At 61.6% G+C, this 22,887-nt stretch carries 19 protein-coding genes; 6 read left to right on the top strand and 13 right to left on the bottom strand.

What is annotated here, in order from left to right:
• Window positions 1-33: 33 nt before the first annotated feature.
• Entirely contained in the window at window positions 34-2,871 is a 2,838-nt protein-coding gene (ppc, locus tag EAO39_RS17700) for a phosphoenolpyruvate carboxylase (protein ID WP_120970099.1), read from the top strand.
• Between the two features lie 86 nt (window positions 2,872-2,957).
• Here the strand turns inward: ppc and flhC are convergent, their stop codons facing one another.
• From flhC to EAO39_RS17655, 9 genes are all read right to left on the bottom strand, one after another.
• The gene (gene flhC, locus EAO39_RS17695; RefSeq protein ID WP_120970096.1) at window positions 2,958-3,509 is read right to left on the bottom strand and encodes a flagellar transcriptional regulator FlhC; all 552 of its coding nucleotides are present in this window, start codon (window positions 3,507-3,509) and stop codon (window positions 2,958-2,960) included.
• A gap of 30 nt (window positions 3,510-3,539) precedes the next feature.
• On the bottom strand, window positions 3,540-3,866 hold the full coding sequence (flhD, locus tag EAO39_RS17690) for a flagellar transcriptional regulator FlhD (protein ID WP_120970093.1): 327 nt from the start codon (window positions 3,864-3,866) through the stop codon (window positions 3,540-3,542).
• Between the two features lie 504 nt (window positions 3,867-4,370).
• Complete coding sequence (copD, locus tag EAO39_RS17685) at window positions 4,371-5,297, bottom strand: copper homeostasis membrane protein CopD (protein WP_120970089.1); 927 nt, start codon at window positions 5,295-5,297, stop codon at window positions 4,371-4,373.
• A gap of 4 nt (window positions 5,298-5,301) precedes the next feature.
• Window positions 5,302-5,688, bottom strand: coding sequence for a copper homeostasis periplasmic binding protein CopC (gene copC / locus EAO39_RS17680; RefSeq protein WP_120970086.1), 387 nt, complete (start codon window positions 5,686-5,688; stop codon window positions 5,302-5,304).
• A 50-nt stretch (window positions 5,689-5,738) separates the two neighbouring features.
• Window positions 5,739-6,719 carry a copper resistance protein B gene (locus EAO39_RS17675; protein ID WP_205589406.1) on the bottom strand — a complete coding sequence of 327 codons (981 nt, stop codon included), beginning with the start codon at window positions 6,717-6,719 and terminating at the stop codon, window positions 5,739-5,741.
• A gap of 25 nt (window positions 6,720-6,744) precedes the next feature.
• Window positions 6,745-8,613, bottom strand: coding sequence for a copper resistance system multicopper oxidase (locus tag EAO39_RS17670; RefSeq protein WP_120971231.1), 1,869 nt, complete (start codon window positions 8,611-8,613; stop codon window positions 6,745-6,747).
• Window positions 8,614-9,192: 579 nt separating this feature from the next.
• The gene (locus EAO39_RS17665; protein WP_120970083.1) at window positions 9,193-10,104 is read right to left on the bottom strand and encodes a sulfurtransferase; all 912 of its coding nucleotides are present in this window, start codon (window positions 10,102-10,104) and stop codon (window positions 9,193-9,195) included.
• A gap of 88 nt (window positions 10,105-10,192) precedes the next feature.
• On the bottom strand, window positions 10,193-11,107 hold the full coding sequence (locus tag EAO39_RS17660; RefSeq protein WP_120970080.1) for a DMT family transporter: 915 nt from the start codon (window positions 11,105-11,107) through the stop codon (window positions 10,193-10,195).
• A gap of 87 nt (window positions 11,108-11,194) precedes the next feature.
• Complete coding sequence (locus EAO39_RS17655; protein ID WP_120970077.1) at window positions 11,195-12,334, bottom strand: aromatic ring-hydroxylating dioxygenase subunit alpha; 1,140 nt, start codon at window positions 12,332-12,334, stop codon at window positions 11,195-11,197.
• A 418-nt stretch (window positions 12,335-12,752) separates the two neighbouring features.
• Here EAO39_RS17655 and xseB point away from each other — a divergent pair, with 418 nt between their 5' ends.
• The 5 genes from xseB to EAO39_RS17630 all read left to right on the top strand — a co-directional run bounded on the left by xseB (window position 12,753) and on the right by EAO39_RS17630 (window position 18,485).
• Entirely contained in the window at window positions 12,753-12,992 is a 240-nt protein-coding gene (gene xseB, locus EAO39_RS17650; protein WP_120970074.1) for an exodeoxyribonuclease VII small subunit, read from the top strand.
• A 40-nt stretch (window positions 12,993-13,032) separates the two neighbouring features.
• The gene (locus EAO39_RS17645; protein ID WP_120970071.1) at window positions 13,033-13,971 is read left to right on the top strand and encodes a polyprenyl synthetase family protein; all 939 of its coding nucleotides are present in this window, start codon (window positions 13,033-13,035) and stop codon (window positions 13,969-13,971) included.
• 67 nt (window positions 13,972-14,038) lie between these two features.
• A complete protein-coding gene (dxs, locus tag EAO39_RS17640) occupies window positions 14,039-15,913 on the top strand; it encodes a 1-deoxy-D-xylulose-5-phosphate synthase (protein ID WP_120970068.1) in 1,875 nt (624 codons plus the stop codon).
• A gap of 214 nt (window positions 15,914-16,127) precedes the next feature.
• Entirely contained in the window at window positions 16,128-17,210 is a 1,083-nt protein-coding gene (gene dctP, locus EAO39_RS17635) for a TRAP transporter substrate-binding protein DctP (protein ID WP_120970065.1), read from the top strand.
• Between the two features lie 195 nt (window positions 17,211-17,405).
• A complete protein-coding gene (locus EAO39_RS17630) occupies window positions 17,406-18,485 on the top strand; it encodes a TRAP transporter substrate-binding protein (RefSeq protein ID WP_120970063.1) in 1,080 nt (359 codons plus the stop codon).
• A gap of 85 nt (window positions 18,486-18,570) precedes the next feature.
• On the opposite strand, the gene EAO39_RS17625 is transcribed toward EAO39_RS17630, so the two are convergent.
• The 4 genes from EAO39_RS17625 to EAO39_RS17610 all read right to left on the bottom strand — a co-directional run bounded on the left by EAO39_RS17625 (window position 18,571) and on the right by EAO39_RS17610 (window position 22,818).
• Entirely contained in the window at window positions 18,571-19,056 is a 486-nt protein-coding gene (locus EAO39_RS17625; protein WP_162989605.1) for a hypothetical protein, read from the bottom strand.
• A gap of 11 nt (window positions 19,057-19,067) precedes the next feature.
• Window positions 19,068-20,603 carry a TRAP transporter large permease subunit gene (locus EAO39_RS17620; protein ID WP_120970057.1) on the bottom strand — a complete coding sequence of 512 codons (1,536 nt, stop codon included), beginning with the start codon at window positions 20,601-20,603 and terminating at the stop codon, window positions 19,068-19,070.
• Between the two features lie 42 nt (window positions 20,604-20,645).
• On the bottom strand, window positions 20,646-21,185 hold the full coding sequence (locus tag EAO39_RS17615; protein ID WP_120970054.1) for a TRAP transporter small permease subunit: 540 nt from the start codon (window positions 21,183-21,185) through the stop codon (window positions 20,646-20,648).
• A 442-nt stretch (window positions 21,186-21,627) separates the two neighbouring features.
• Entirely contained in the window at window positions 21,628-22,818 is a 1,191-nt protein-coding gene (locus tag EAO39_RS17610; RefSeq protein ID WP_120970051.1) for a helix-turn-helix domain-containing protein, read from the bottom strand.
• Between the last annotated feature and the right edge of the window lie 69 nt (window positions 22,819-22,887).

Raw genomic sequence — 22,887 nt, 5'->3', positions numbered from 1 at the left:
GCTGACCTATACAGACCCCTAGGAGAATCGTCGATGCCTGCTGCCCGCCCCAAGCCGACCGAGCCAACCGACAAGCCGGTGCGCAAGACGGACAAGGATTTACCGCTGATAGAAGACATACGTTTGCTGGGGCGCATCCTGGGCGATGTGATCCGCGAGCAGGAGGGCGAACCCGCTTTTGCGCTGGTCGAGCAGGTGCGCCAGCTCTCCGTGGCCTTTCGCCGCGATGCCGATGAATCTGCCGACAAGGCGCTCAAAAAGCTGCTCAAGGGCCTGTCCAGCGATCAGACGGTGAGCGTGATCCGCGCCTTCACCTATTTCTCGCATCTGGCCAATCTGGCCGAAGACCGCCACCACATCCGTCGCCGCGCCGTGCACGAGCGTGCCGGCAACACGCAGGAAGGCAGCATCGAGGTGGCGCTGGCCCGCTTGCGCTGGGCCGGCATCTCTGCAGGTACGGTGGCCAAGACCCTGGGCAAGAGTTTTGTCTCGCCGGTGCTCACGGCCCACCCTACCGAGGTGCAGCGCCAGAGCATTCTGTCGGCCGAGCGCAGCATTGCCCAACTGCTGGCCGAGCGCGATGACATTCTGATGCGGGCCCAGCTCTACAACAGTGCCAAGGATGCGCTGACCCCGCGCGAGCTGGCCCGGGTCGAGGCACAGCTGCGCGCCCGCGTGGCCCGGCTGTGGCAGACGCGGCTGCTGCGCCACTCCAAGCTCACCGTGGCCGATGAGATCGAGAATGCGCTGTCGTATTACGAAGCCACGTTTTTGCACGAAATTCCCAAGATCTACGCCCAGCTGGAGCAGGAACTGGGGCAAGAACTGCCGGAGCGCAGCTTTTTGCGCATGGGTCAGTGGATTGGCGGCGACCGCGACGGCAACCCCTTTGTGACGGCCGAGAGCCTGGAGTTGGCGCTCTCGCGCCAGGCCGATGTGGCGCTGCGCCACTATCTGCGCGAGGTGCACTATCTGGGCGGTGAGCTGTCGCTGTCGGCCGGCCTGGTGCCGATCACGCCAGCGATGCAGGTCCTGGCCGAAACTTCGCCGGACCACAATGTGCACCGCAGCGACGAGCCCTACCGCCGAGCACTGACCGGCATCTATGCGCGCCTGGCGGCCACCCTCAAGAGCCTGACCGGCGGCGAGGCCGCCCGCCATGCCGTGGCGCCACAGAACGCCTATGCCTCGGCGGCCGAGTTTCTGGCCGATCTGCAAATCATCGATGACTCGCTTTCGCACTCGCACGGCGATGTCCTGGCGCCCCAGCGCCTGCGCCCCTTGATGCGCGCGGTGCAGGTGTTCGGCTTTTATCTGGCCACGGTGGATTTGCGCCAAAGCTCGGACAAGCACGAAGAAGTCATCCAGGAGCTGCTGGCCATCGCCAAGGTGGAGACCGACTACAGCGGTCTGCAGGAAGATGCCAAATGCGCGCTGCTGGTGCGCCTGCTGGAAGATGCCCGTCCCTTGCGCGTGGTTGGTGCCGTGTACTCGGAGCATGCCCGCAGCGAGCTGGCCATTTTCGAAGCGGCCAAGCGTTTGCGCGAGCGCCAGGGCGCGGAAGCGATCCGCCACTGCATCATCAGCCACACCGAAACCGTGAGCGATCTGCTGGAAGTGCTGCTGCTGCAAAAGGAAGTGGGCCTGATGCGCGGCACGCTGGACGAGGCGGCCCACTGTGACCTGATCGTGGTGCCGCTGTTCGAGACCATCGAAGACCTGCGCAATGCCGAGCCCATCATGCGCCGCTACTACCAGCTGCCCGGCATTGCCGAGATGGTCAGGCGCAGCGGCGGCGAGCAGGACATCATGCTGGGCTATAGCGACAGCAACAAGGACGGCGGCATTTTCACCAGCAACTGGGAGCTGTACCGCGCCGAGATTGCGCTGGTCGAGCTGTTTGACGAACTGGCCGACCACTACGGCATTCAGCTGCGCATGTTCCATGGCCGCGGCGGTACCGTGGGCCGCGGCGGCGGACCCAGCTACCAGGCTATTCTGGCCCAGCCCCCGGGCACGGTGCGCGGTCAGATTCGCCTGACAGAGCAGGGCGAAGTCATTGCCTCCAAATACTCCAACCCCGAAATCGGCCGCCGTAACCTGGAGACGCTGGTCGCCGCCACGCTGGAAGCCACCTTGCTGCAGCCCACCAAGCCTGCGACCAAGGCATTTCTGGAAGCGGCTGCCTTTCTGTCCGAAGCCAGCATGGGCGCTTACCGCGCTCTGGTGTACGAGACTCCGGGCTTTACCAGTTACTTTTTCAGCAGCACGCCGATACGCGAAATTGCGGAACTCAATATCGGCTCTCGGCCTGCATCGCGCAAGGCCACGCAAGCCATCGAGGACTTGCGTGCCATTCCCTGGGGCTTCAGCTGGGGCCAGTGCCGGCTGACCTTGCCGGGCTGGTACGGTTTTGGTGCGGCGATTGAAGCCTTTATCCACCGCCCCGGCAAGGATGCCAAGGCCCAGTTGGCGCTGCTGCAGAAGATGTACCGCCAGTGGCCGTTTTTCCGCACGCTGCTGTCGAATATCGACATGGTGCTGGCCAAGAGCGATCTGAACCTGGCCTCGCGCTACAGCGAGCTGGTCACCGACACGCGCTTGCGCCGCCGCATCTTTGGCCAGATCGAGACCGAATGGCAGAGCACGGTGCAAGCCCTGGTCTCCATCACCGGAGACAAGCAGCGTTTGGCCCACAACTCGGCCCTGGCGCGCTCGATTCGCCACCGCTTTCCCTATATCGACCCGTTGCACCATCTGCAGGTGGAGCTGGTGCGTCGCTGGCGTGCAGGGCAGACGGATGACCGTGTGAAAAATGGCATTCACCTGTCCATCAACGGTATTGCGGCAGGGGTGCGCAACACGGGTTGAGGCTGGCCGTCGGCGCCAAAAAACAAAGGGCTTGAAGCATTTTTTGCTTCAAGCCCTTTTGGTATATGCGCTAGCTGCTATGAAAATCAATGCAGCATGAGGGAGCCGGGAGCCTTGCTCTTGCCTGCGCGTGCTGGCGGATTGCACAGGCCGCACTGGTAGTGTTTGGCGTTCTCATAGGGTTCGGTCACAAACTGGCCCTTGCAGACCGAGCACTGGGTGCGGGACAGCATCTGCGCGTCCACGAACTTCACCAGGCGCCAGGCGCGGGTGAAGGACAGCAGCACTTCCAGCTCGGCGGTCTGAATCTGTTCGGTATAGAGGCGGTAGGCCTTGGTCAGCTGTTCCACCGAGTCCATCTCTGCACCCTTGGCCAGGTATTCATAGATGTTGAGAAACAGCGAGCTGTGCACATTCTCCTGCCAGGTCAGAAACCAGTCGGTGGAAAACGGCAGCTGACCCTTGGACGGGGACTTGCCCGAAATTTCCTTGTACAGGCGGATCAGACGCTCATAGGACAGCGTGGTCTCCGATTCCAGCACCTGCATGCGGGCACCCATCTCTATGAGCATGGCTGCGCGCTCGATCTGGCGCGATTCGTTCAGGACGCTCTTGACGGCGGATTTTGCGGCGGGCATAAGGCTTCTCCTCCCTGTTGTTCTGAGTGCTTACAGCACTTCGGAGACGCGGCTGGCCATCAGGATGTTGGCGTGCAAGGTGTTGGTGGCCGCATTGCCGATCTTGTTGCTGCTGTGGTTGGTCAGCAGGCTCCAGACCATTTCATCGTCCACGCGGAAGCTGGCCAGCAACGTGCTGCGCGAGGCCAGCTTGAGTACCTGGGCCGAGGACAGCGAGGCCAGCAGATCGCAGGATTCTTCGTTCAGCCCCAGGCGGAACACGGCCTCAGACTTGTCCTGGCGAATCAGGGTTTGAGCCAGCATCAGGTAAGTGAGGTTGGCTTCGCGGATTTCGGCAAGCAGTTGTTCGTTGTTCATGGGACCGTCCTTTCAATCACTACAGACAGATCACATGAACTTGCACAGCGTTGAACCTGTTGCGATCTGTTGGAATGGATTGTGTTTCAGGCCCAAATCAAACTGAAGTCGGGGCAGGTCGGTGCGTAGCGTCTGGTTGCGCCACGGGGTTTGTCAGTTTTCCCTTACGCGACTGCCATCCTGAAGGATGACGCTGCTGACAGTGCTTGTCCGCTTGGTCAGGCATCTCCGTGACGTAGCGTGGCCAGACTCTTGCTGGCTACCGACCTCGTTATTGTGCTTGGGCTGTGCTCCGTCCATCATCGAAACAGCTGCCGACTGGCGTGGCTTATCCGCCTAACCATGCCGAGGATTGGCGGGGATTAGCTCTGCAATTGAGAGCATCGGCAGCATGGCTTTCCTGGTGGGTTCATGTCAAACACCGTCTTGTCATGTCAGCTGGCTTTCAAGGACTGCATTGGCCCCGAAGTCCATTCATGCCTGGATGACGATGGGCTCCGCTGATCAAGCGCCTTTGGGCGAAAGCATGCCAAGCCAGGCCACACTGGCCAGAACCAGCACTGCCAGCGTTGCTTCGGTGAACAGGCTCTGCCGCAGTTTGGCGACGGCTTGGCCATGGTTTCCGGTCTTCAGCGAGGCCTCCAAGGCCGGGCTCAAGCTGAAGCGGTTCGCTGCCGCCAATACCAGCATGCCGCCAAACAAGGCCAGCTTTCCCAGCAGCAGCCGGCCATATAGCGTCGAGACCAGCGGCTCAAGCACGGGCCCGGCAATCAGCAGATAGTTGAGGATGCCGCTCACAGTGAGAACCAGCACGATCAGCGTACCGATGCGGGCGAAGCCATTCGATGTACGACTCAATATCTGGACCGTGTCTTGTGCGGCGCCTGCTTTCATCATGGCCAGTATCAGGAAGGCCAGCAAAGCTCCCACCCATGCGCCTGCTGCCCAGAGGTGGGCGATGTCCGAAGCAAGATGGATGAAGCCGCGTATGCCGTCGTCCATGGCACCATGGCCTGCCCAGGCCAGTGTCGATAGCGCCACGCCGCTGGATGCCGTCATGGCGGCAAAGCGCCGTGCAGGAGTCAGCGTCAACACCGTCATCAGCACGCACAGCAGCAGCGCCAGAATGCGTACGCACCAAGCCAGGCCCATGGGCGTGTCCAGAACGAGCATCTGGACCAGCGGTGCCGACAGTTCGGAATAGTTTTGCGCGCCGGCCAATGCCTTGGCAAGGCGCGTCATGCCAATGATTGACAGCCCCAGGCCCATGACTGCGAATACGCCCACATAGATTCGATACCGGCGTGAAATCGCCAAGGATCGCTCGTCGTGGCCCAAGGCATAGACACCGAACAGAGCGACGCCGAAGGCGGCCGCCATGTCCAGATAGAGCGCGAGGCGCAATACGATGGTGAGCCAATCCTCGGCCATTGGCTTACTTCACCTGGAAAGTGATGTTGCCGTTGATCGCATGCGTATCCGCGGAAACGGCACGCCAGTCCACGCGGTACGAGCCGGGTTGCAGTGCTTGCGCCGGCGAGATCACCATGGTCTTGCCGTCGCTGGCACCTGAAACGCTGGCATTGATCTTCATCGCGCCGTGATCAGGCATGCCGGGCATGCCAGCCATGACGAGGTTGGCGGCAGAAAACTGGGGAACCAGCGTTTCGGAAAACTTCAGCTCGATGCTCGCCGGTGCGGCCACCTGGGACTTGTCTGCAGGCGATGAAGAAACCAGTGAAGGGTGAGCCAACGCGGCAGTGGCAAACAGGCCGGCGGCAATCGGTGCCAGGAACTTGGCGAAGATATGTGAGTGCGTCATAAAGCCTCCTACCTCAGTGTGTGAGAGTGGTTGAAAACAGGATGTCGAAACTAGAACCAGAAACGTACGCCGGCCACCCAGCGCGTTTGCTGGGAACGACCGCCTTCTGCACGCACATAGTCCGCGGTACGCCCGAAACTGCCGCTGCGTTCCACACCGATATAGGGCGCGAACTGGCGGCTGAATTCATAGCGCAGACGCAGGCCTGCGGATGCCTCTGAGAGGCCTCGGCCTATACGTCGTTCCGGGTCGTCCTTGCCATAGAACTGCAACTCGGCCCTGGGCTCCAGGATCAGGCGTTGGGTCAGCAGCAACTCGTAGCTGGCGTTCAGGCGCAGTGCCGTTCTGCCGCCGTTACCGATGTAGGCCGTGGTCTCCAATTCGAACCAGTAAGGTGCAAGGCCTTGCACGCCAACCGCCAGCCACTGGCGGCTGGGGCCTGAGCCGTTGTCCAGCCGCAGGCCCAGCTGCGTATCCCAGTAGCTTGTGAAAGCACGGCTCCAGAGAAACTCGGTCCGCGCTTCTTCGAGCTTGCCTTTGGCGATATCACCTTCGGCCTTGATGACAGCCTTGTTGAAGGAGGTGCCAAACCAGGCTTGCAGGTCGTAGGTCGTGGAGTCCTCTCCCTTGCGTGAAAAGCGGCGTTCCAGCGTTTCGCCGCGCAGCGATGCAAAAGTGTGCTCGTCAGCCAGCACCAGGCGCGGCACGCCAGGTACGGCATAGTCGCCCGAGCCTAATTTCAGACCGTCGGAGTAAGCGTGCGGGTCGCGAGCGTCGGGTGGGGCCGATCCCCCTTGCATCTGCATTTTTCCATGGTCCATGGCCGGGGCTGCTGGCGCTGCCGCGCCACCTGCCGAAGCGGCGTGAGCTGCATGAGGATCTGCGGCCGCGGGGGCTGCCGTGGCTGGCGGCGCAGCTATCTGGGGGACGGCCTGACCATGTGCTGCATGGTCGCTTTGTGCCTGTGCAGCCATGCTCAGCAAAGTCAGCAAGGCGGTGCTCAGAGCGCGAATGGGGAGTGCGTTGGACATGATGGATTTCCCTAGTGAGTTCTTTTCAAGACACTACGACTTCGCGGAACATGCCTGCATCCATGTGGAACAGCAGATGGCAGTGCCAGGCCCAGCGCCCAAGTGCGTCCGCCGTCACGAGAAAGCTGATGCGTTGTGCAGGCTGTACCGGCAATGTGTGGCGACGGGCGAGGAAGCGGCCGTCCGGGCTTTCCAGTTCGCTCCACATGCCATGCAGGTGCATGGGGTGGGTCATCATGGTGTCGTTGTGCAAGATGACGCGCAGACGCTCTCCATGCCGGAAATGCACCGGTGTGGACTGCCCGAACTCCAGTCCATCCAGGGACCAGGAGTTGCGTTCCATGCTGCCCGTCAGGTGCAGTTCCACCTCGCGGCTGGGACCGCGGGAGTCCATGGGGCCTGACGGAGTGTGCAGATCGGCGAGGGTCAGCACGCGCCTGCCGTTGTTGCGCAGCCCGATGCCTGGATCGTCGAGGTTGGTGCGCGCCATATCCACGCGCATGTCGGTGCTCGCGCCATACTCGGTGCGTGCATGGCGTGCCGTGGTACTGGGCACGGCGAACTCAGAAGCCGCCGGAGCATGCTGGCCCATGCTGCCCATGGCTCCGTGATCCATCGCTGCCATTGAGCCGGCACTCATGCCACCCATGGCTCCATGATCCATTGCGGCCATCGAGCCTGCGCCCATGCCTGTCATCCCAGACATCCCGGCCATATCCATTCCCTGGCTGCCGCCCATGGCACCCATCATGTCGCCCATGCCCAGCCACTCGACCGGATCGGTTGCAGGAACCGGGGCTTGCAGACCTTCGCGCACTGCCAGTGTGGCCCGTGCGTAGCCCGATCTGTCCATGGATTGGGCGAAGATGGTGTAGACCTCATCACGCGGCTCGACGATCACATCAATGGTTTCGCCCGGGCCGAAACGGAATTCATCCACCGTCACCGGTTCCACATCAAGGCCGTCGACATGCACCACGGTGAGCTTCAGTCCGGGAATACGAACGTCATAGAAGGTGTTGCCTGCACCGTTGACCATGCGCAGCCGGACACGTTCGCCTGGGCGAAACAATGCCGTCCAGTTACCGGCTGGCGTGACGCCGTTCGCCAGATAGGTCAGCGTTGCGGACGACAGATCGGCCAGATCCGTCGGGTTCATGCGCATCTCGTTCCACATTTTGCGTTTTTCAAGCGCGGCGGAGACGCCGTCGCGCGAGGCATCGCGAAAGAAGTCAAAGACTGTAGGCCGGTTGTAGTTGTAGTAGTCGCTCTGTACCTTGAGCTTGGCGAAGACGCGCATGGGGTCTTCGTCAGTCCAGTCGGAGAAAACCACGACGTGGTCACGATCTGCGCGAATGGTTTCCGGTCCGGCGGGATCAATGATGATCGCGCCGTACATGCCTGTGAGCTCCTGCATGCCGGAGTGCGAGTGGTACCAGTACGAACCGTTTTGCTGGACTTTGAAGCGGTAAGTGAAGGTCTCTCCGGGTGCTATGCCGGCAAAGCTGATGCCGGGAACGCCGTCCATTTGATAGGGCAGGATGATGCCGTGCCAGTGAATGGAGGTCGCCTCGCGCAGCTTGTTCGTGACGCGGATGGTCACGGTCTCGCCTTCGCGCCAACGCAGGGTTGGTGCAGGCAGCGAGCCGTTGATGGTGGTGGCAATGCCGGGCTTGCCAGTGAAGTTCACCGGCGACTCAGCGATCACCAGGTCGAACTCATTGCCTCTCAATACCGGTGGGGCGCCACGCACGGTTGTGCTCTGTTGTGCGAATGCGCTCAATGTCTGCGCTGACAAGCCTGCCAACACGCCTCCAGCGGCCAAGCCCTGAACAAAACGTCGACGAGAAAAAACCTGAGCGGGGGTCACAAGAAATGGCGCATGACGTGGCATGAATGAGTCCTCCAGAAAGTCGTTTTCAGCGCCGTCCAATTTTTGGAGCGCCGTATTCAGTACATGGTTTGCATGCTATGGACTGCTGAATTTCGCAAGGATGACCCGCCGGTTACATTCAAGTAATGTTCGCGTCATGATCGTTGCCCTGCCTGCGAAGCTTCAAGCGCCCAAGCTGGCTGCGGGCGGCATTTGTCTGGGAAGCAAACCGGGGTCTGGACTTGATCAATCGCGCCTGGTGATGCTGTCTTTGTCAGAATGCATTTGAATGACACGACGGGCTGGCCGAGGCAATGCCGATGAAACCCGCGCAACGATGCATTCGCCTGTGTGCGCCGATGCGGCTTTCATGGAGGCCTCTGAGCTTGGATCTCAGGGCTGGGAAGGGAGTCGTGCCCCATGCATTCCGGCAGGCGCGGATATCGCAAACGGGTGCTCTGAGGCGGCTCAAGGTCGAGCTTGAGCCGCGATGTGGGGCAAGATCAAAACAGGAACGCAGTCACAGCCACCGCAGCTCCGACAGGCGGTCATCAGCGGTGGTCAGAGCGCCTTGCGCGCTCATCACATTCTTGGCGCGGCTCAGCCGCGCTCTACCGGGCGGCCGTGCTGGCTGCACCATTCGCTCCAGCTGCCGGCAAACAAGGCGGTGGGTGCAAAACCGGCGATGCGCATGGCCAGTACATTGGGTGTGGCGCTGACACCGCTACCGCACTGATGAACCACGCCGGCAGGATCGCGTCCGGCCAACAGCTCTTCAAACTCGGCGCGCAGCAGGGCTGCAGGCTTGAAGCGCCCATCGGCGGCGATATTGCTGGAGAAAGGGCGGTTCAGCGCGCCTGGGATATGGCCGGCCACAGGGTCCAGCGGCTCCACTTCGCCGCGGTAGCGGGCAGGAGCGCGGGCATCGATCAAGGTTTGGGCGCTTTGGCCCAGTTCGGCCTGCACCTGATCGGCGGTCTTGAGCGTTTCCAGCGGCGCAGCCAGCTCGAAATTGGACTGGAAGCGTGCAGGCTCCTCGCCCGCATTCACGCTTTGGCCTGCGGCTTGCCAGGCTTGCAGCCCGCCGTCGAGCAGGGCGACGGCATCGTGGCCGGCCCAGCGCAGCATCCACCACAGGCGACCGCAGTAATTGGCGTTGTTTCTGTCATAGACCACGGCCTGCATATCGTTGGAAAAACCGATGGCCGACAGCCAGACGGCAAAACGCTCGCGTGTGGGCAGGGGGTGGCGCCCGCCGGAGGCGGCCTGGCCGCTGATGGCCACTTCGCCGTGCGCGCCGGGCACGCCATGCGGGGCGCTGAGGTGTTTGTCCAGATCGGCAAACACGGCGTCTGGAAGATGGGATTGCAGATACTGCTCATGGCCTGCGGGCGGGTTCATGAGATCAAAACTGCAGTCAAACACCATCAGAGGCTTGCCGCTGGCCTGCAGATCGGCCAGTTGCTCGACGGAGATCAGGGTGTTGTAGTGCTCGGGTCTGGAAGTCGTCATGGATTGCTGCTCCGAAATCAGTAACGGAAGAGCGCCGGCTCTTCCGTGGGGTGCAATCCATTATGCGGCGGCAGAGGCCGCAAAAGCACTAGCCGCGCGAACGCAAAGCCGTAGCCATGGCACCGCTGAACACGATGATCACGATGCCCACCCAGCCTATCAGGGGGATGCTTTCACCGAACAGCAGCAAGCTCAGCAGGGCGGCAAACACAATGCCCGAGTACTGCAGATTGGCGACCACCAACGTGTTGCGTTTGCTGCCCGCCGTGGCGTAGGCCCGGGTCATGCACATCTGTGCCACGGCCGCCAGAACGCCTACCGGCAGCAGCCACAGCACGCTCCAGCCGGGGAAGGGCGAGATGCCGGTAAACAGCATGGTGATGCCGCCTGCCACGGCAGAGCCCAAGGAGAAGTAGAACACCACGCGCGATTCGGGCTCGCCCAGATGCGACAGGGTGGTGACCTGCATATAAGCCATGGCGGCAAACATGCCGCCCAACAGGCCGCCCAGAGCGGCAGCCCATTCCTGTGGCGGAGCACTGCTGGGGCGCAGCACCAGCAGCACGCCGACGAAGCCCAGCACCACGGTGCTGACCAGGCCCCAGGGGAAGGGGGGGATGGCGCGGCTGCTGTGGGGGTTGAGCACATTGTCCTTGCGCATCAGATGGCGCAGCCACAGGCCCTGGAGGATGAGAAAGACCGCCATCCAGATGCTGCTCATGGAGTTGAGCGTGGTGGCGGTGGCCAGGGGTAGATGGCCGATGGCGTAGAACCAGGCTCCCATGGAGATGACGCCCACCAAGCTGCGCCAGGCGTGTTCGCGCGGGTACTTGGTGGCCAGGGTCACTTTGTTGCGCTTGGCCAGCCAGGCCAGCAAGGCCATGCTGACCAGGCCGCGGTAGAAAATGATCTCGGCGGTGTTGAAGTCCTGGGAGGCAAACTTCACACACACACTCATGAGCGCAAAAATCAGCGCTGCCGCCACCATCCACAAAGCTTGCATACCTTCAACCGATTCAGCATAAAAAATAGCTGCTGCGCTTATTCAATAAGCGCTAGCAGCTATCAGTTTTGAGGAGACTACCTCGAATTAACCTTGGGGGATGGCTTGACCCATCACATCCCGGTACCACTCATGAAAGTGCTGCATGCCGTCTTCCATGGGGCTTTGATAGGGACCGACCTCGTTGTCGCCGCGCTCGAACAAGGCCTTGCGGCCGGCATCCATGCGCTCGGCAATCTCATCGTCTTCGATGCAGGTCTCCATGTAAGCGGCCTTCTGCGCCTTGACGAATTCGGGCTCGAAGGCCGCGATTTCCTCAGGGTAGTAGAACTCCACCACATTGAGCGTCTTGTCCACGGCGAGCGGGTGCAGCGTGGAGACGGTGAGCACATGCGGATACCACTCCACCATGATGTGGGGGTAGTAAGTCAGCCAGATGGCACCGCGCTCGGGCAACTGGCCTTCGCGGTAGGCCAGCAGCACCTCATGCCAGGTCTTGTAGATGTCGGAGCCCGGGCGGCCAAAGCTGGGAGCCACGCCCACGGTCTGCACCGAGTACTGCTTGGAGAACTCCCACTGCAGATCGTCGCAGGTCACGAAGTTGCCCAAACCGGGGTGGAAGGGGCCTACGTGGTAGTCCTCCAGATAGACCTCGATAAAGGTCTTCCAGTTGTAGTTGCACTCGTGGATCTCGACGTGGTCGAGCACAAAGCCTTCGAAGCTCAGTTGCTCCTTGAGCTTCATGCCGGCCAGGTCTGACTGCACATCGCGGCCGTTGTCCTCGAACAGCAACCCATTCCACTCGCGCAGCGGGTAGTTGTTGAGGTTCAGGCAGGGGTCGTGGCTGAAATGGGGCGCGCCCAGCAGCTCGCCGCTGGTGTTGTAGGTCCAGCGGTGCAGCGGGCAGACGATGTTGCCGCCCGCATGGCCCTTGCCTTCGGTCAGCAGATTGCCGCGGCCCTTGAGCATCACGGCCTGGCGGTGGCGGCAGACATTGGAGATCAGCTCCACCTGGCCGCTGGCGTTGCGCACCAGGGCGCGCCCTTCCTTTTCTTGTGGAAGGGCGTAGTAGTCGCCAATCTCGGGGATTGCTAGCTCATGGCCCACATAACGCGGGCCGCGCTTGAAAATGGTTTCCAACTCACGCTCGAACAGAGCCTGGTCGAAATAGCTTGAAACTGGTAGTTGGCTTGCGGCCTGCTGCAGTTGAAGACTTAAATCAGACATGACCTGACCTAAAGACTCCCCACAGGGAGGGTGCGCGTGCGCGCGGGTAAAAAACGAAACCGGCCTTGTCTGGGCATGTGCTCTGGGCAGTTGGGTGGAGTCGCCGCTAGGCTCACCACACGAGATGCCCTGGCAAGATGACCAGACCTGGGGCCGGTTTGACGGGGAATGGGATTGTAACCTGTGGGGTTATTTCCGCTGCTTCGGTACGTGTATTGAACTCGTCAACAGGAGGGGGAGCACTTACCGTTTGCGCAAACCCGTGTTTGCCCCTGGACCCAGGGCTTGCCGCAAGTGGCGCCACCGTATTTGCGCCCCGACTGTCATGAATGGTTACCGGCCTTTTCCCGCATTGCGCGCTTTCGTCGCTGGCACGCCTAAAATCGTCGCTTCCTTCCAACACTGCCCCATACCATCCATGCCCAAGGCCGCAGCCGCCAAAACCTCTGCCCAGCCCACTAGCTATGAAGCCGCCCTGCAAGAGCTGGAGCAGCTGATTGCACACATCGAGTCGGGCCAGCTGCCGCTGGAGCAGATGCTGACCGGCTATCAGCGTGCAGCCGAGTTGCTGGCCTATTGCCGCGGCAAGCTCGACGCAGTGCAGGAGCAGGTCAAGGTGCTGGATGAAGGCACGCTGTCCCCCTGGACTCAGGACTAGTCCTGGTATTTGCCAGACTCAACGCAGTGAACAAGCGCCCATGAATGCAGAAATGATTGCCGAGCAGCCTCAAGCAGGAGCCGATTTGAAGACCCTGGATTTTTCCGTCTGGATGCTGGAGCGGCTGGCCCGCACCGAAGATGCGCTGTCGCGTTGGGTGGGAGTCAACACTCCTGCAGGTCTGGGCGAAGCCATGCGCTATGCCGTGCTCGATGGTGGCAAGCGCCTGCGCCCCTTGCTGGTCTGGGCGGCTGCCGAGGCAGTGGGCGGCCACGCTGCAGCCACGCTGCGTGCCGGTTGCGCGGTGGAGCTGATCCACGCCTATTCGCTGGTGCATGACGACATGCCCTGCATGGACAACGATGTCATGCGCCGTGGCAAGCCCACCGTGCACGTGCAGTTTGGTGAAGCATCGGCCTTGCTGGCTGGCGATGCGCTGCAGGCGCTGGCCTTCGAGCTGCTGCTGCCCGAGGAGGATGACATTCCCTGCTCCATGCAGGCCAAGCTATGCCGTTTGCTGGGTGCTGCTGCTGGCAGCCATGGCATGGCCGGCGGCCAGGCCATCGATCTGGCCAGCGTGGGCAAGCAGCTGACGGAAAGCCAGTTGAGCGAAATGCACCGTCTCAAAACCGGTGCGCTGCTGCTGGGCAGCGTGCTCATGGGGGCCGTCTGCAATGCGCAGACCGAGGCCAGGGCCATCGAGGCGTTGACCGAGTACGGCCAGGCGCTGGGTGTGGCCTTCCAGGTGGTGGACGATATTCTGGATGTGGTGGCCGACTCCGCCACGCTGGGCAAGACCGCCGGCAAGGATGCCGCCAACGACAAGCCCACCTATGTCTCGCTGCTGGGGCTGGAGCGCGCCCGCGCCCATGCCGAGGAGCTGCGTCAGCAGGCGCATGCGGCTTTGGCCCGCAGCGGCCTGGCCGATACTCAGGCCCTGGCAGCCCTGGCTGATATGGTGGTGCAGCGCAGCCATTGATAATGCAAGGTAAATTGGCCTCAAGTGCAATACTGGCGTGCGAAAGCAGCTATTAAAAATATAGATCATGTCCACGAACAATTATTCCTTGCTGCAAACCATCAATGACCCGGCAGACCTGCGCCGCCTCTCGCGTGCACAGCTCAAGGCGCTGGCCGGCGAGCTGCGCGCCTATGTGATCGACAGCGTCTCCAAGACCGGCGGCCACCTGAGTTCCAACCTGGGAACCGTGGAGCTGACGGTGGCCCTGCACTCGGTGTTTGACACGCCACGCGATCGCGTGGTCTGGGATGTGGGTCATCAAACCTATCCGCACAAGATCCTGACCGGTCGGCGCGACCGCATGGACAGCCTGCGCCAGTTCGGTGGCCTCTCGGGCTTTCCCCAGCGTGCCGAGAGCCAGTACGACACCTTTGGCACGGCCCACTCGTCCACCAGCATCTCGGCAGCCCTGGGTATGGCGCTGGCGGCCAAGCAAAAAGGCGAGGACCGCCGTGCGATTGCCGTGATCGGCGACGGTGCCATGACCGCCGGCATGGCGTTCGAGGCACTGAACAACGGCGGCGTGGCCGATGCCAATCTGCTGGTCATACTCAACGACAACGATATGAGCATCAGCCCGCCCGTGGGCGCGCTGAACCGCTATCTGGCCCAGCTGATGAGCGGCCAGTTCTACGCCAAGGCCCGCGATGTGGGCAAGAGCGTCTTGAAGCAGGTGCCGCCGCTGCTGGAGCTGGCCAAGCGCCTGGAGCAACAGGCCAAGGGCATGGTCGTGCCTGCCACCATGTTCGAGCAGTTCGGCTTCAACTACATAGGCCCCATCGACGGTCACGACCTGGATTCGCTGATCCCCACGCTGGAGAACATCAAAAGCCTCAAAGGCCCGCAATTTCTGCATGTGGTGACCAAGAAAGGCCAGGGCTACAAGCTGGCCGAAGTGGACCCTATCGCCTACCACGGCCCCGGCAAGTTTGACCCGGCCGTCGGTCTGGTCAAGCCCGCCACACCGGCCAAGCAGACCTTCACCCAGGTGTTTGGCCACTGGCTGTGCGATATGGCGGCCAAGGACCAGCGCCTCGTCGGCATCACGCCGGCCATGCGTGAAGGCTCGGGCATGGTGGAGTTTCACAAGCGCTTCCCCGGCCGCTACTACGACGTGGGCATTGCCGAGCAGCATGCCGTGACCTTTGCCGGCGGCATGGCCTGCGAAGGCCTCAAGCCCGTGGTGGCCATCTACTCCACTTTCCTGCAGCGCGGCTATGACCAGCTGATTCATGACGTGGCATTGCAAAACCTGCCCGTGGTGTTTGCGCTGGATCGCGCGGGTCTGGTGGGGGCCGACGGCGCCACGCACGCTGGCAATTACGACATCGCTTTTGTGCGCTGCATTCCCAATATGAGCATGGCCTGCCCGGCCGACGAGCGCGAAACCCGCCAGTTGCTGACGACAGCCTACGAGCAGGACCATCCCGTGTGCGTGCGCTACCCGCGTGGCGCCGGTGTGGGCGTGGCTCCGCTGGAGACTCTGGAAGGCCTGCCTTTTGGCAAGGGCGAGATCCGCCGCGAATCCGCTACCAAGAAGGTCGCCATCCTGGCCTTCGGTACGCTGCTGTACCCGGCGCTGACGGCTGGCGAGGCACTGGATGCCACCGTGGTCAATATGCGCTGGGCCAAGCCGCTCGATGAAGAACTGCTGCTCAAGGTAGCTGCCGAGCATGAGCTGATCGTGACCCTGGAAGAAGGCAGCATCATGGGCGGCGCAGGCAGCGCCGTGCTGGAAACGCTGGCCGCGCAGGGGCTGCGCAAGCCGGTGTTGCAGCTGGGCTTGCCCGATCAGTTCATCGAGCATGGCGACCCGGTCAAGCTGCTGGCGCTGCAAGGGCTGGATGCTGCAGGGATCGAAGCATCGATTCGCCAGCGTCTGGCGGCCGCGCAGGCCTGATTCCGTCGCTTGCAGTCCATCAAGGCCCTTCGAAGAAGGGCCTTTTTTGTGGGCAAACGCCGGGAACACTGACGGCAGCTGCTTTGCCCTGCGAATCTTGCCCTCAGCAAGCGTCTGCGTTTTTAGAATGCTGGCTGGACGCAAGCGCAAGCGGCCTCTTCAAGGCTGCTATAACCCCATCTTGTTAATGAAAACTACTCGCGGAGAAACCTTCATGGATCGTCGCTCACTCGTCAAACATGTGGGCATGGCCGGAGTGCTGGCAGCAGGAATGGCTCCGGCCGTCCATGCGCAGGACGTGCTGAGGTGGCGGCTTGCGGCAAGCTTTCCCAAGATGCTGGACACGGTCTTCGGTTCGGCCGAGAAATTTGCACAGACGCTCAAGGCCTTGTCAGGCGGCAAGTTTGAAGTGTCCGTGCACCCAGCCGGCGAGCTGATGCCTGCGTATGGCGTGGTGGATGGAATTCAAAGCGATGCCATCGAAATGGCGCTGACCGCCCCTTACTACTTCACCGACAAGGATGCCTGCTTTGCCCTGGGTTGCGCCGTGCCCTTTGGGTTTACGGCCCGGCAGATGGACGCCTGGATGGAGCATGGCGGTGGGCGCAAGCTCATGGACGATTTCTATGCCGCATACAACATCAAAAGCCTGAGCGCGGGCAATACGGGCACGCAGATGGGGGGCTGGTTTCGCAAGGAAATCAAGACCGTGGCCGACCTCAAGGGCCTGAGGATGCGCGTGGGCGGCGGCCTGTTTGGCGAGGCTCTGCAAAAGCTGGGCGTGCAGGCTTTCAACATGCCTATCAACGAGGCCTATCAGGCGCTGGAAAAAGGCCGACTCGATGCCGTGGAGTTCGTCGGCCCCTATGACGACCAGAAGCTGGGCTTTGGCAAGATTGCACCGTATTACTACTATCCCGGCTGGTGGGAGGGCGGAGCGGAGCTGGCCTTCTTCATCAATGCCAAGGCCTATGCGGGCTTGACGCCGGAGTTCAAGGCCATGGTGGAGGCCGCAGCCAGCGTGGCGGCGCGCGATATGACGGGCAAGTATCTGGCCCTCAATCCCGCAGCGCTCAAAAAGCTGCTCAGCGAGCGGGTCCAGCTCAGGGCCTTTCCCAGAGAGCTCATGGATGCCGGTTTCAAGACCGTGATGCAGTCCATGGCGGAAAACGAAACCAAGTCTCCCAGCTTCAAGAAAATTCACCGCAGCCTGCGCAGCTTTCAGCACGATCAGTTGCTGTGGGATCGCTTCTCCGAGTTCCGCTACGCCAGCTATATGAGCGTGGTGCGGCTGTGAACACGCGCTGATAGTGAATGCCTGCTCCTGAATTTCACTGGCACCGACTTACCTTGATCTAGGTAGAAGTTCCTAGTGGAACGGGCGCTTTTCGAAGCGGTGCGAGTCATTGGCTCATGTACATTTCCAAACGATCATGTAAGACGACGCAGATCGTTTGACTGTTCAAGCACACCGTTCATCAAGGAGACCGCAGTGGATCGTCGTTCCATTCTCAAAAATGCTGGCATCGCCGGCGTCCTGGCTGCTGCCGCAGCCCCCGCCGTGCATGCGCAAGCGACTATCCGCTGGCGTCTGGCTTCGAGCTTTCCCAAGTCGCTGGACACGATTTACGGTACGGCTGAAATTTTCTCCAAGAAAGTCAGCGAAGCCACCAGCGGCAAGTTCCAGATTTCGGTGCATGCCGGCGGCGAGTTGATGCCCGCTTTCGGCGTGGTGGACGGCGTGCAGAGCGCAGCCGTCGAAATGGCGCACACCGCTCCCTATTACTTCTACGGCAAGGACCCCACCTTCTGCTTGGGCTGCGCCGTGCCGTTCGGCATGAACGCACGCCAGATGAATGCCTGGATGTACGAAGGCAACGGCTTGAAGCTGATGCGCGAGTTCTACGCCAAGTACAACATCATCAATCTGCCCGGCGGCAATACCGGCGCCCAGATGGGCGGCTGGTTCCGCAAGGAAATCAAGTCCGTGGCCGATCTCAAGGGCCTGAAGTTCCGTACCAACCCTTTCGCAGGCAAGGTGCTGGAGCCGTTTGGCGTGATTCCCCAGTCCATTCCCGGTGCCGACCTGTACCCCGCACTGGAAAAAGGCACGATCGACGCGCTGGAGTGGGTGGGCCCTTATGACGACCAGAAGCTGGGCTTCAACAAGGTCGCCCCCTTCTATTACTACCCCGGCTGGTGGGAAGGCGGTCCTCAGCTGGACTTCTACATCAACACCAAGGCCTGGGCCGGTCTGCCGGCCGAGTACAAGGCGATCGTCGAGGCCTCGGCTTCGCACGCTCACGTGACCATGCTGGCCAAGTACGACTCCAAGAACCCCACGGCCATCAAGCAGCTGGTGGGCTCGGGCACCAAGCTGCGCCCCTTCACGCAGGACGTGATGAATGCGGCCTTCAAGTCTGCACAGCAGATTTATGCGGATCTGAACAACTCCAATCCCGAGTGGAAGAAGATCTACCCCGACTACGCAAAATTCCTGGCCGACCAGAATGCCTGGTTCCGCTTCACCGAAGGCACGTTCGACCGCTTCATGCAGCAGCAAAAGCTGTAAGCGGTGCCGGGCCACAAGGCCTGAGAACAAAAAAGCCTCGCTGTTTCAGCGAGGCTTTTTTCATGGCGGGAAGGTGGGGGCTTGATCAGGCTTTGGACGATGCTGAAGGCTGCATGCCTTGGCGGACCACGCTCTCGCCAAAGGCGACCAGCAGCCGCACATCGGCCGAATGCATCCAGGTCATGCCGCCGTTGCGCTTGCGCACCAGCATGCGGGGCGAGACGATGAACTGCAACCAGGGCCAGTGTACGATCTTGAAGGTGGCGACCTCGCGCGCATGGACGCGCTTGTCCCAGAGCCAGGTCTGAACCAGTTCATCATCGGCATAGCGTGTGCGGCTGAAGACCATCCACCAGCCGACCCAGGCCAGCAGCACGCCCGCCAGACCATAGGTGGACAGGGTGGCGAACGACCACTGGACTTCACGCAAAGACGGTGCCGACCACAGTGCGAAGCCCGCCAGAGCGAGCACGATGACGACCGACAGGCATCGCACGGCAGTAGGGTAGGCGGCGCTTTCCAGCGCCTTGCCCAGCTCTTTTTTCAGCCCTGATTCTTGAGGCAGCGGCAAGCTGTTTTCCCTCATTGCGCAGGAGCGGCCGGGGCCGTGGGGGCCGCTGGGGCGTCAGCTGCCGGGGCGGCCGGTGCTTCGCCGGGAACCACAAACGGCGCATCAAGGTCGATGGGGTTGCCCTGCTGAATATCTGCCGGCATCTCCAGCTGCACCTTGTCCAGATCCACCACCACTTCCTTGTCCAGGAACACGGTCACCGTCTGCGGGAAGAAGATCACGATGGCCACCAGAATCACCTGCATCACCACCCAGGGGATGGAGCCCATGTAGATGTCGCTGGATTTGACAGGCCGGTCTATGCGCTTTTCCTTGAACAGCGTGTCCGAGATGCCGCGCAGATAGAACAGCGCAAAGCCGAAAGGCGGGTGCATGAACGAGGTCTGCATGTTCACGCACAGCAGCACGCCGAACCAGACCAGATCGATGCCCAGCTTGTGTGCCACAGGGCCCAGCAGCGGCAAGATGATGAAGGCGATTTCAAAGAAGTCCAGGAAGAACGCCAGGAAGAAGATGAAGATGTTCACCACGATCAGGAAGCCAATCTGGCCGCCTGGCAGGTCGGTGAGCATGTGCTCGATCCAGATGGCGCCGTCCACGCCCTGGAAGACCAGGGAGAATACGCGCGAGCCGATCAGGATGAAGACCACCATGGCGGTCAGGCGCATGGTGCCGTCCATGGCATCCTTGAGCAGAGCCCAGTTCAGGCGCTTGTGGATGGCGGCCAGAATCAGCGAGCCTACGGCACCCATGGCGCCGGCTTCTGTGGGAGTGGCAATGGCGTGGTCCATGAAAGGCAGACCGCCCATGGAGCCCAACACGGCAAAGATCAGGATGGCCGAGGGGATGATGCCGCGCAGGCACTTGCCCCACAGCGCCCAGCCGTGCAGCGTGCGCGCCGCCTTGGGCAGGCCGGGCACATGCTCGGGGCGGATGCGACCCAGGATGAAGGTGTAGATCGCGAAGATCAGCACCTGCAAAATGGCCGGGCCCCAGGCGCCTTTGTACATATCGCCCACGGAGCGACCCAGCTGGTCGGCCATGACGATCAGCACCAGCGAAGGCGGCACGAGCTGGGTGATGGTGCCCGAGGCTGCCAGCACGCCGGTGGCGTAGCGCATGTTGTAGCCATAGCGCATCATCACCGGCAGCGAAATCATGGCCATGGCGATCACCTGTCCGGCCACGGTGCCGGTGATGGCGCCCAGGATGAAGCCGACGATGATGACCGAGTAGCCCAGGCCGCCGCGCACGGGGCCGAACAGCTGGCCCATGGAGTCCAGCATGTCTTCGGCAAGCCCGCACTTTTCCAGCACGGCCCCCATCAGCGTGAAGAAGGGAATGGCCAGCAGCAGGTCATTGGAGAGAATGCCGAACATATTGATCGGCAGGGTGGACATGAAGTTGGCGGGAAACCAACCCATTTCGATGGCATAAAAGCCGCTGAACAGGCCTAGCGCCGCTAGCGAAAACGCGACGGGGAACCCGATCAGCATGATCACGATCAGCCCCGTGAACATGATCGGGGCAAAATTTTCCATATGCATTCTGGTGTTGTCCTGGAGAAGTCGGTGGAGGCGTTGCCGGGCTTATTGCACCGGCTTCTCGTAATGCGTAGTCATCTCGTAGTGGCCGCTCAGATAGGCCACGCGTTTGATGATTTCAGCCAGGCCCTGCAGGAACATGGCACCAAAGCCCAGCGGCAGCAGCAGGCCAGCTGGCCAGCGGATCAGGCCGCCGATGTTTCCCGACATTTCCTTGGTCACAAACATGTTCCAGAAGAAGGGGGCGGTCAGCCAGGTCAGCAAAGCCATCACGGGCAGCAGAAAAAAGATCAGGCCGAACAAGTCCACAAACACCGGTTTGTGGCCGCGCAGCTTGCCGTAGATGATGTCCACGCGCACATGCTCGTTGAGCTTGAGCACCAGGGGGGCGCCCAGCATGACGGTGGTGCCGAACAGATACCACTGAATCTCCAGCCAGGCGTTGGAGCTCAGGTCCAGGCCGTAGCGGGTCACGGCATTGCCGGCTGAGATGAGGGCGGCGGCGAGCACGGCCAGGCCAGCAATCTTGCTCAGCTTGGTGGAAATCCAGTCCATGCCCAGGGCCAGTTTGAGGAGTATCGACACGATATGTCTCCTTGAATAATTTTGAATGGGACCAGGGTCAGGCGATGACCGGGAGGCTTGGTTGCAGCAAGGAGGTGCCGGGCGGGGGGGAGTGGGCTCTGAGGGCCCGGGCGACCGGTTTTCGGTGAGGTGCTGCGTAAGCCTTCATGGTGTCTCCAAAAAGTAGGCTGTGGGGTGTCGCGCAATGGCAGCTGGTAAGCCGAAGAGGCGATCTCGATTTTTGAACCAAGGTCGAGATTCTACGGAGGGGTAGAGAGGGCCTTTTACAAATACTCAAGCCGCCACGGAGGCCGCAGTTGCAGCATTTTTGCAATTAAATTAATAGCGCCTGGCGTATGTGGTGTATGCGATACATGGTTGTTTTATATAAATGTTTCAGCTGTGAAAACCTACAAGAAAATCCTTGTTCAGCTCTGAATGTTCTGCCAAACGGCGCTGCAACCTAGGGTAAATCGGGAGGTGTGGCAGGCGGTGCGCCGCTGCGTTTGACGGCCAGCCTGCGGTACAGCGTGGCCCGGCTCAGCCCCAGGCTTCTGGCCGCCAGGCTCACATTGCCCTGTGTTTCTTGCAGCACCTGTTGAATCAGCAACTGCTCGCTGGTACGCAGCAGAGAACCCGCAGTCTTGCCGTCAACGGTGACAGGCGTACGGCCCGTCATGGCGGGCGCGGGTCGCGGCGGCGCGGCTTGTGCCAGGGCTTGCAGGCGCAGACCAGACCATAGGGGCAGCTGCAGCAGCGTTTGCGGGCGCAGGCGTGCATGCTCCAGCAGATTGCGCCAGGGCAGGGCCAGCAGCTCATGGGCGTGGAGCTGCGAAACCTGATCTGGCGCTTGCAAGGGGGGCGATGGTCGCGGCACCAACTGGCGGGCCACGGTGTTGCCGCCCAGCAGGACGCCGTCGGCATCAAAAGCCAGCAGGCCTTCGCCTTCCTGACCCAGGGGGCCGCCGGGCCAGTTCAGCCGCAGCAGCAGAGCATGGGGCAGGGCTCGCACCAGGCGGTCTTCTATCGCCCGGGCGCAGCGAACGGCTAAATACAGCAGCTCGGGTCTTTCCGGCACATCGATGCCGGTGATGCACAGCATGGCCGCGCATTGGCCGCCGGGGCTGAAGATGGGCGTGCCGGCGCAGCTGTAGTCGCGCAGATCATCAAAAAAATGCTCCCGGCGGTGCAGCCATGCGGGGGCTTGCTCGGCCAGTGCCGCACTGATGGCCGAAGTACCTACTCTGTGTTCGGATAGATCGACCCCCGGGCGGCCCACGGCCACGGCGCGCAGGTCGTGGTGATCGACGGGGCCTTGCACTTGCAGCACGGTGCCTGTGCTGTCGGTCAGCAGACAAAAGTAGCGCAGCGCTCCCACAGCCCCCGCAAGCTGGTGCATGACGGGCTTGGCTGCCTGCAGCAGGGTGAACTCCCGGTCTTGTGCAGCTTGCAAGACCTGGGGGCTGACGGTATCGAATGCCACGCGATCGGCCGGACGATGGCCTCGTTCCATGCAGCGCCGCCAGGAGTGCCACAGCCAGGGCGAGATTCCCTGAGGCGGTGCGCTGCCCTGAGCGGCTTCCAGACACTGATGGCGGGCGCGGGCGATCAAGGCATGGCGATCGGCGGCATCGCCAAAGGACAGGGGCAGCATGTACGCATCCTCGGGGGCGGTTATGTCGTGGGCTCAAGTGTTTCATTTTGAGAATATCTGTGCCCTGCC

Source organism: Comamonas sp. lk (assembly GCF_900564145.1).
Lineage (GTDB): Bacteria > Pseudomonadota > Gammaproteobacteria > Burkholderiales > Burkholderiaceae_C > Comamonas.
The sequence above is the reverse complement of the archived record's forward strand: the minus strand, read 5'-3'. Positions and strand labels throughout refer to the sequence as shown.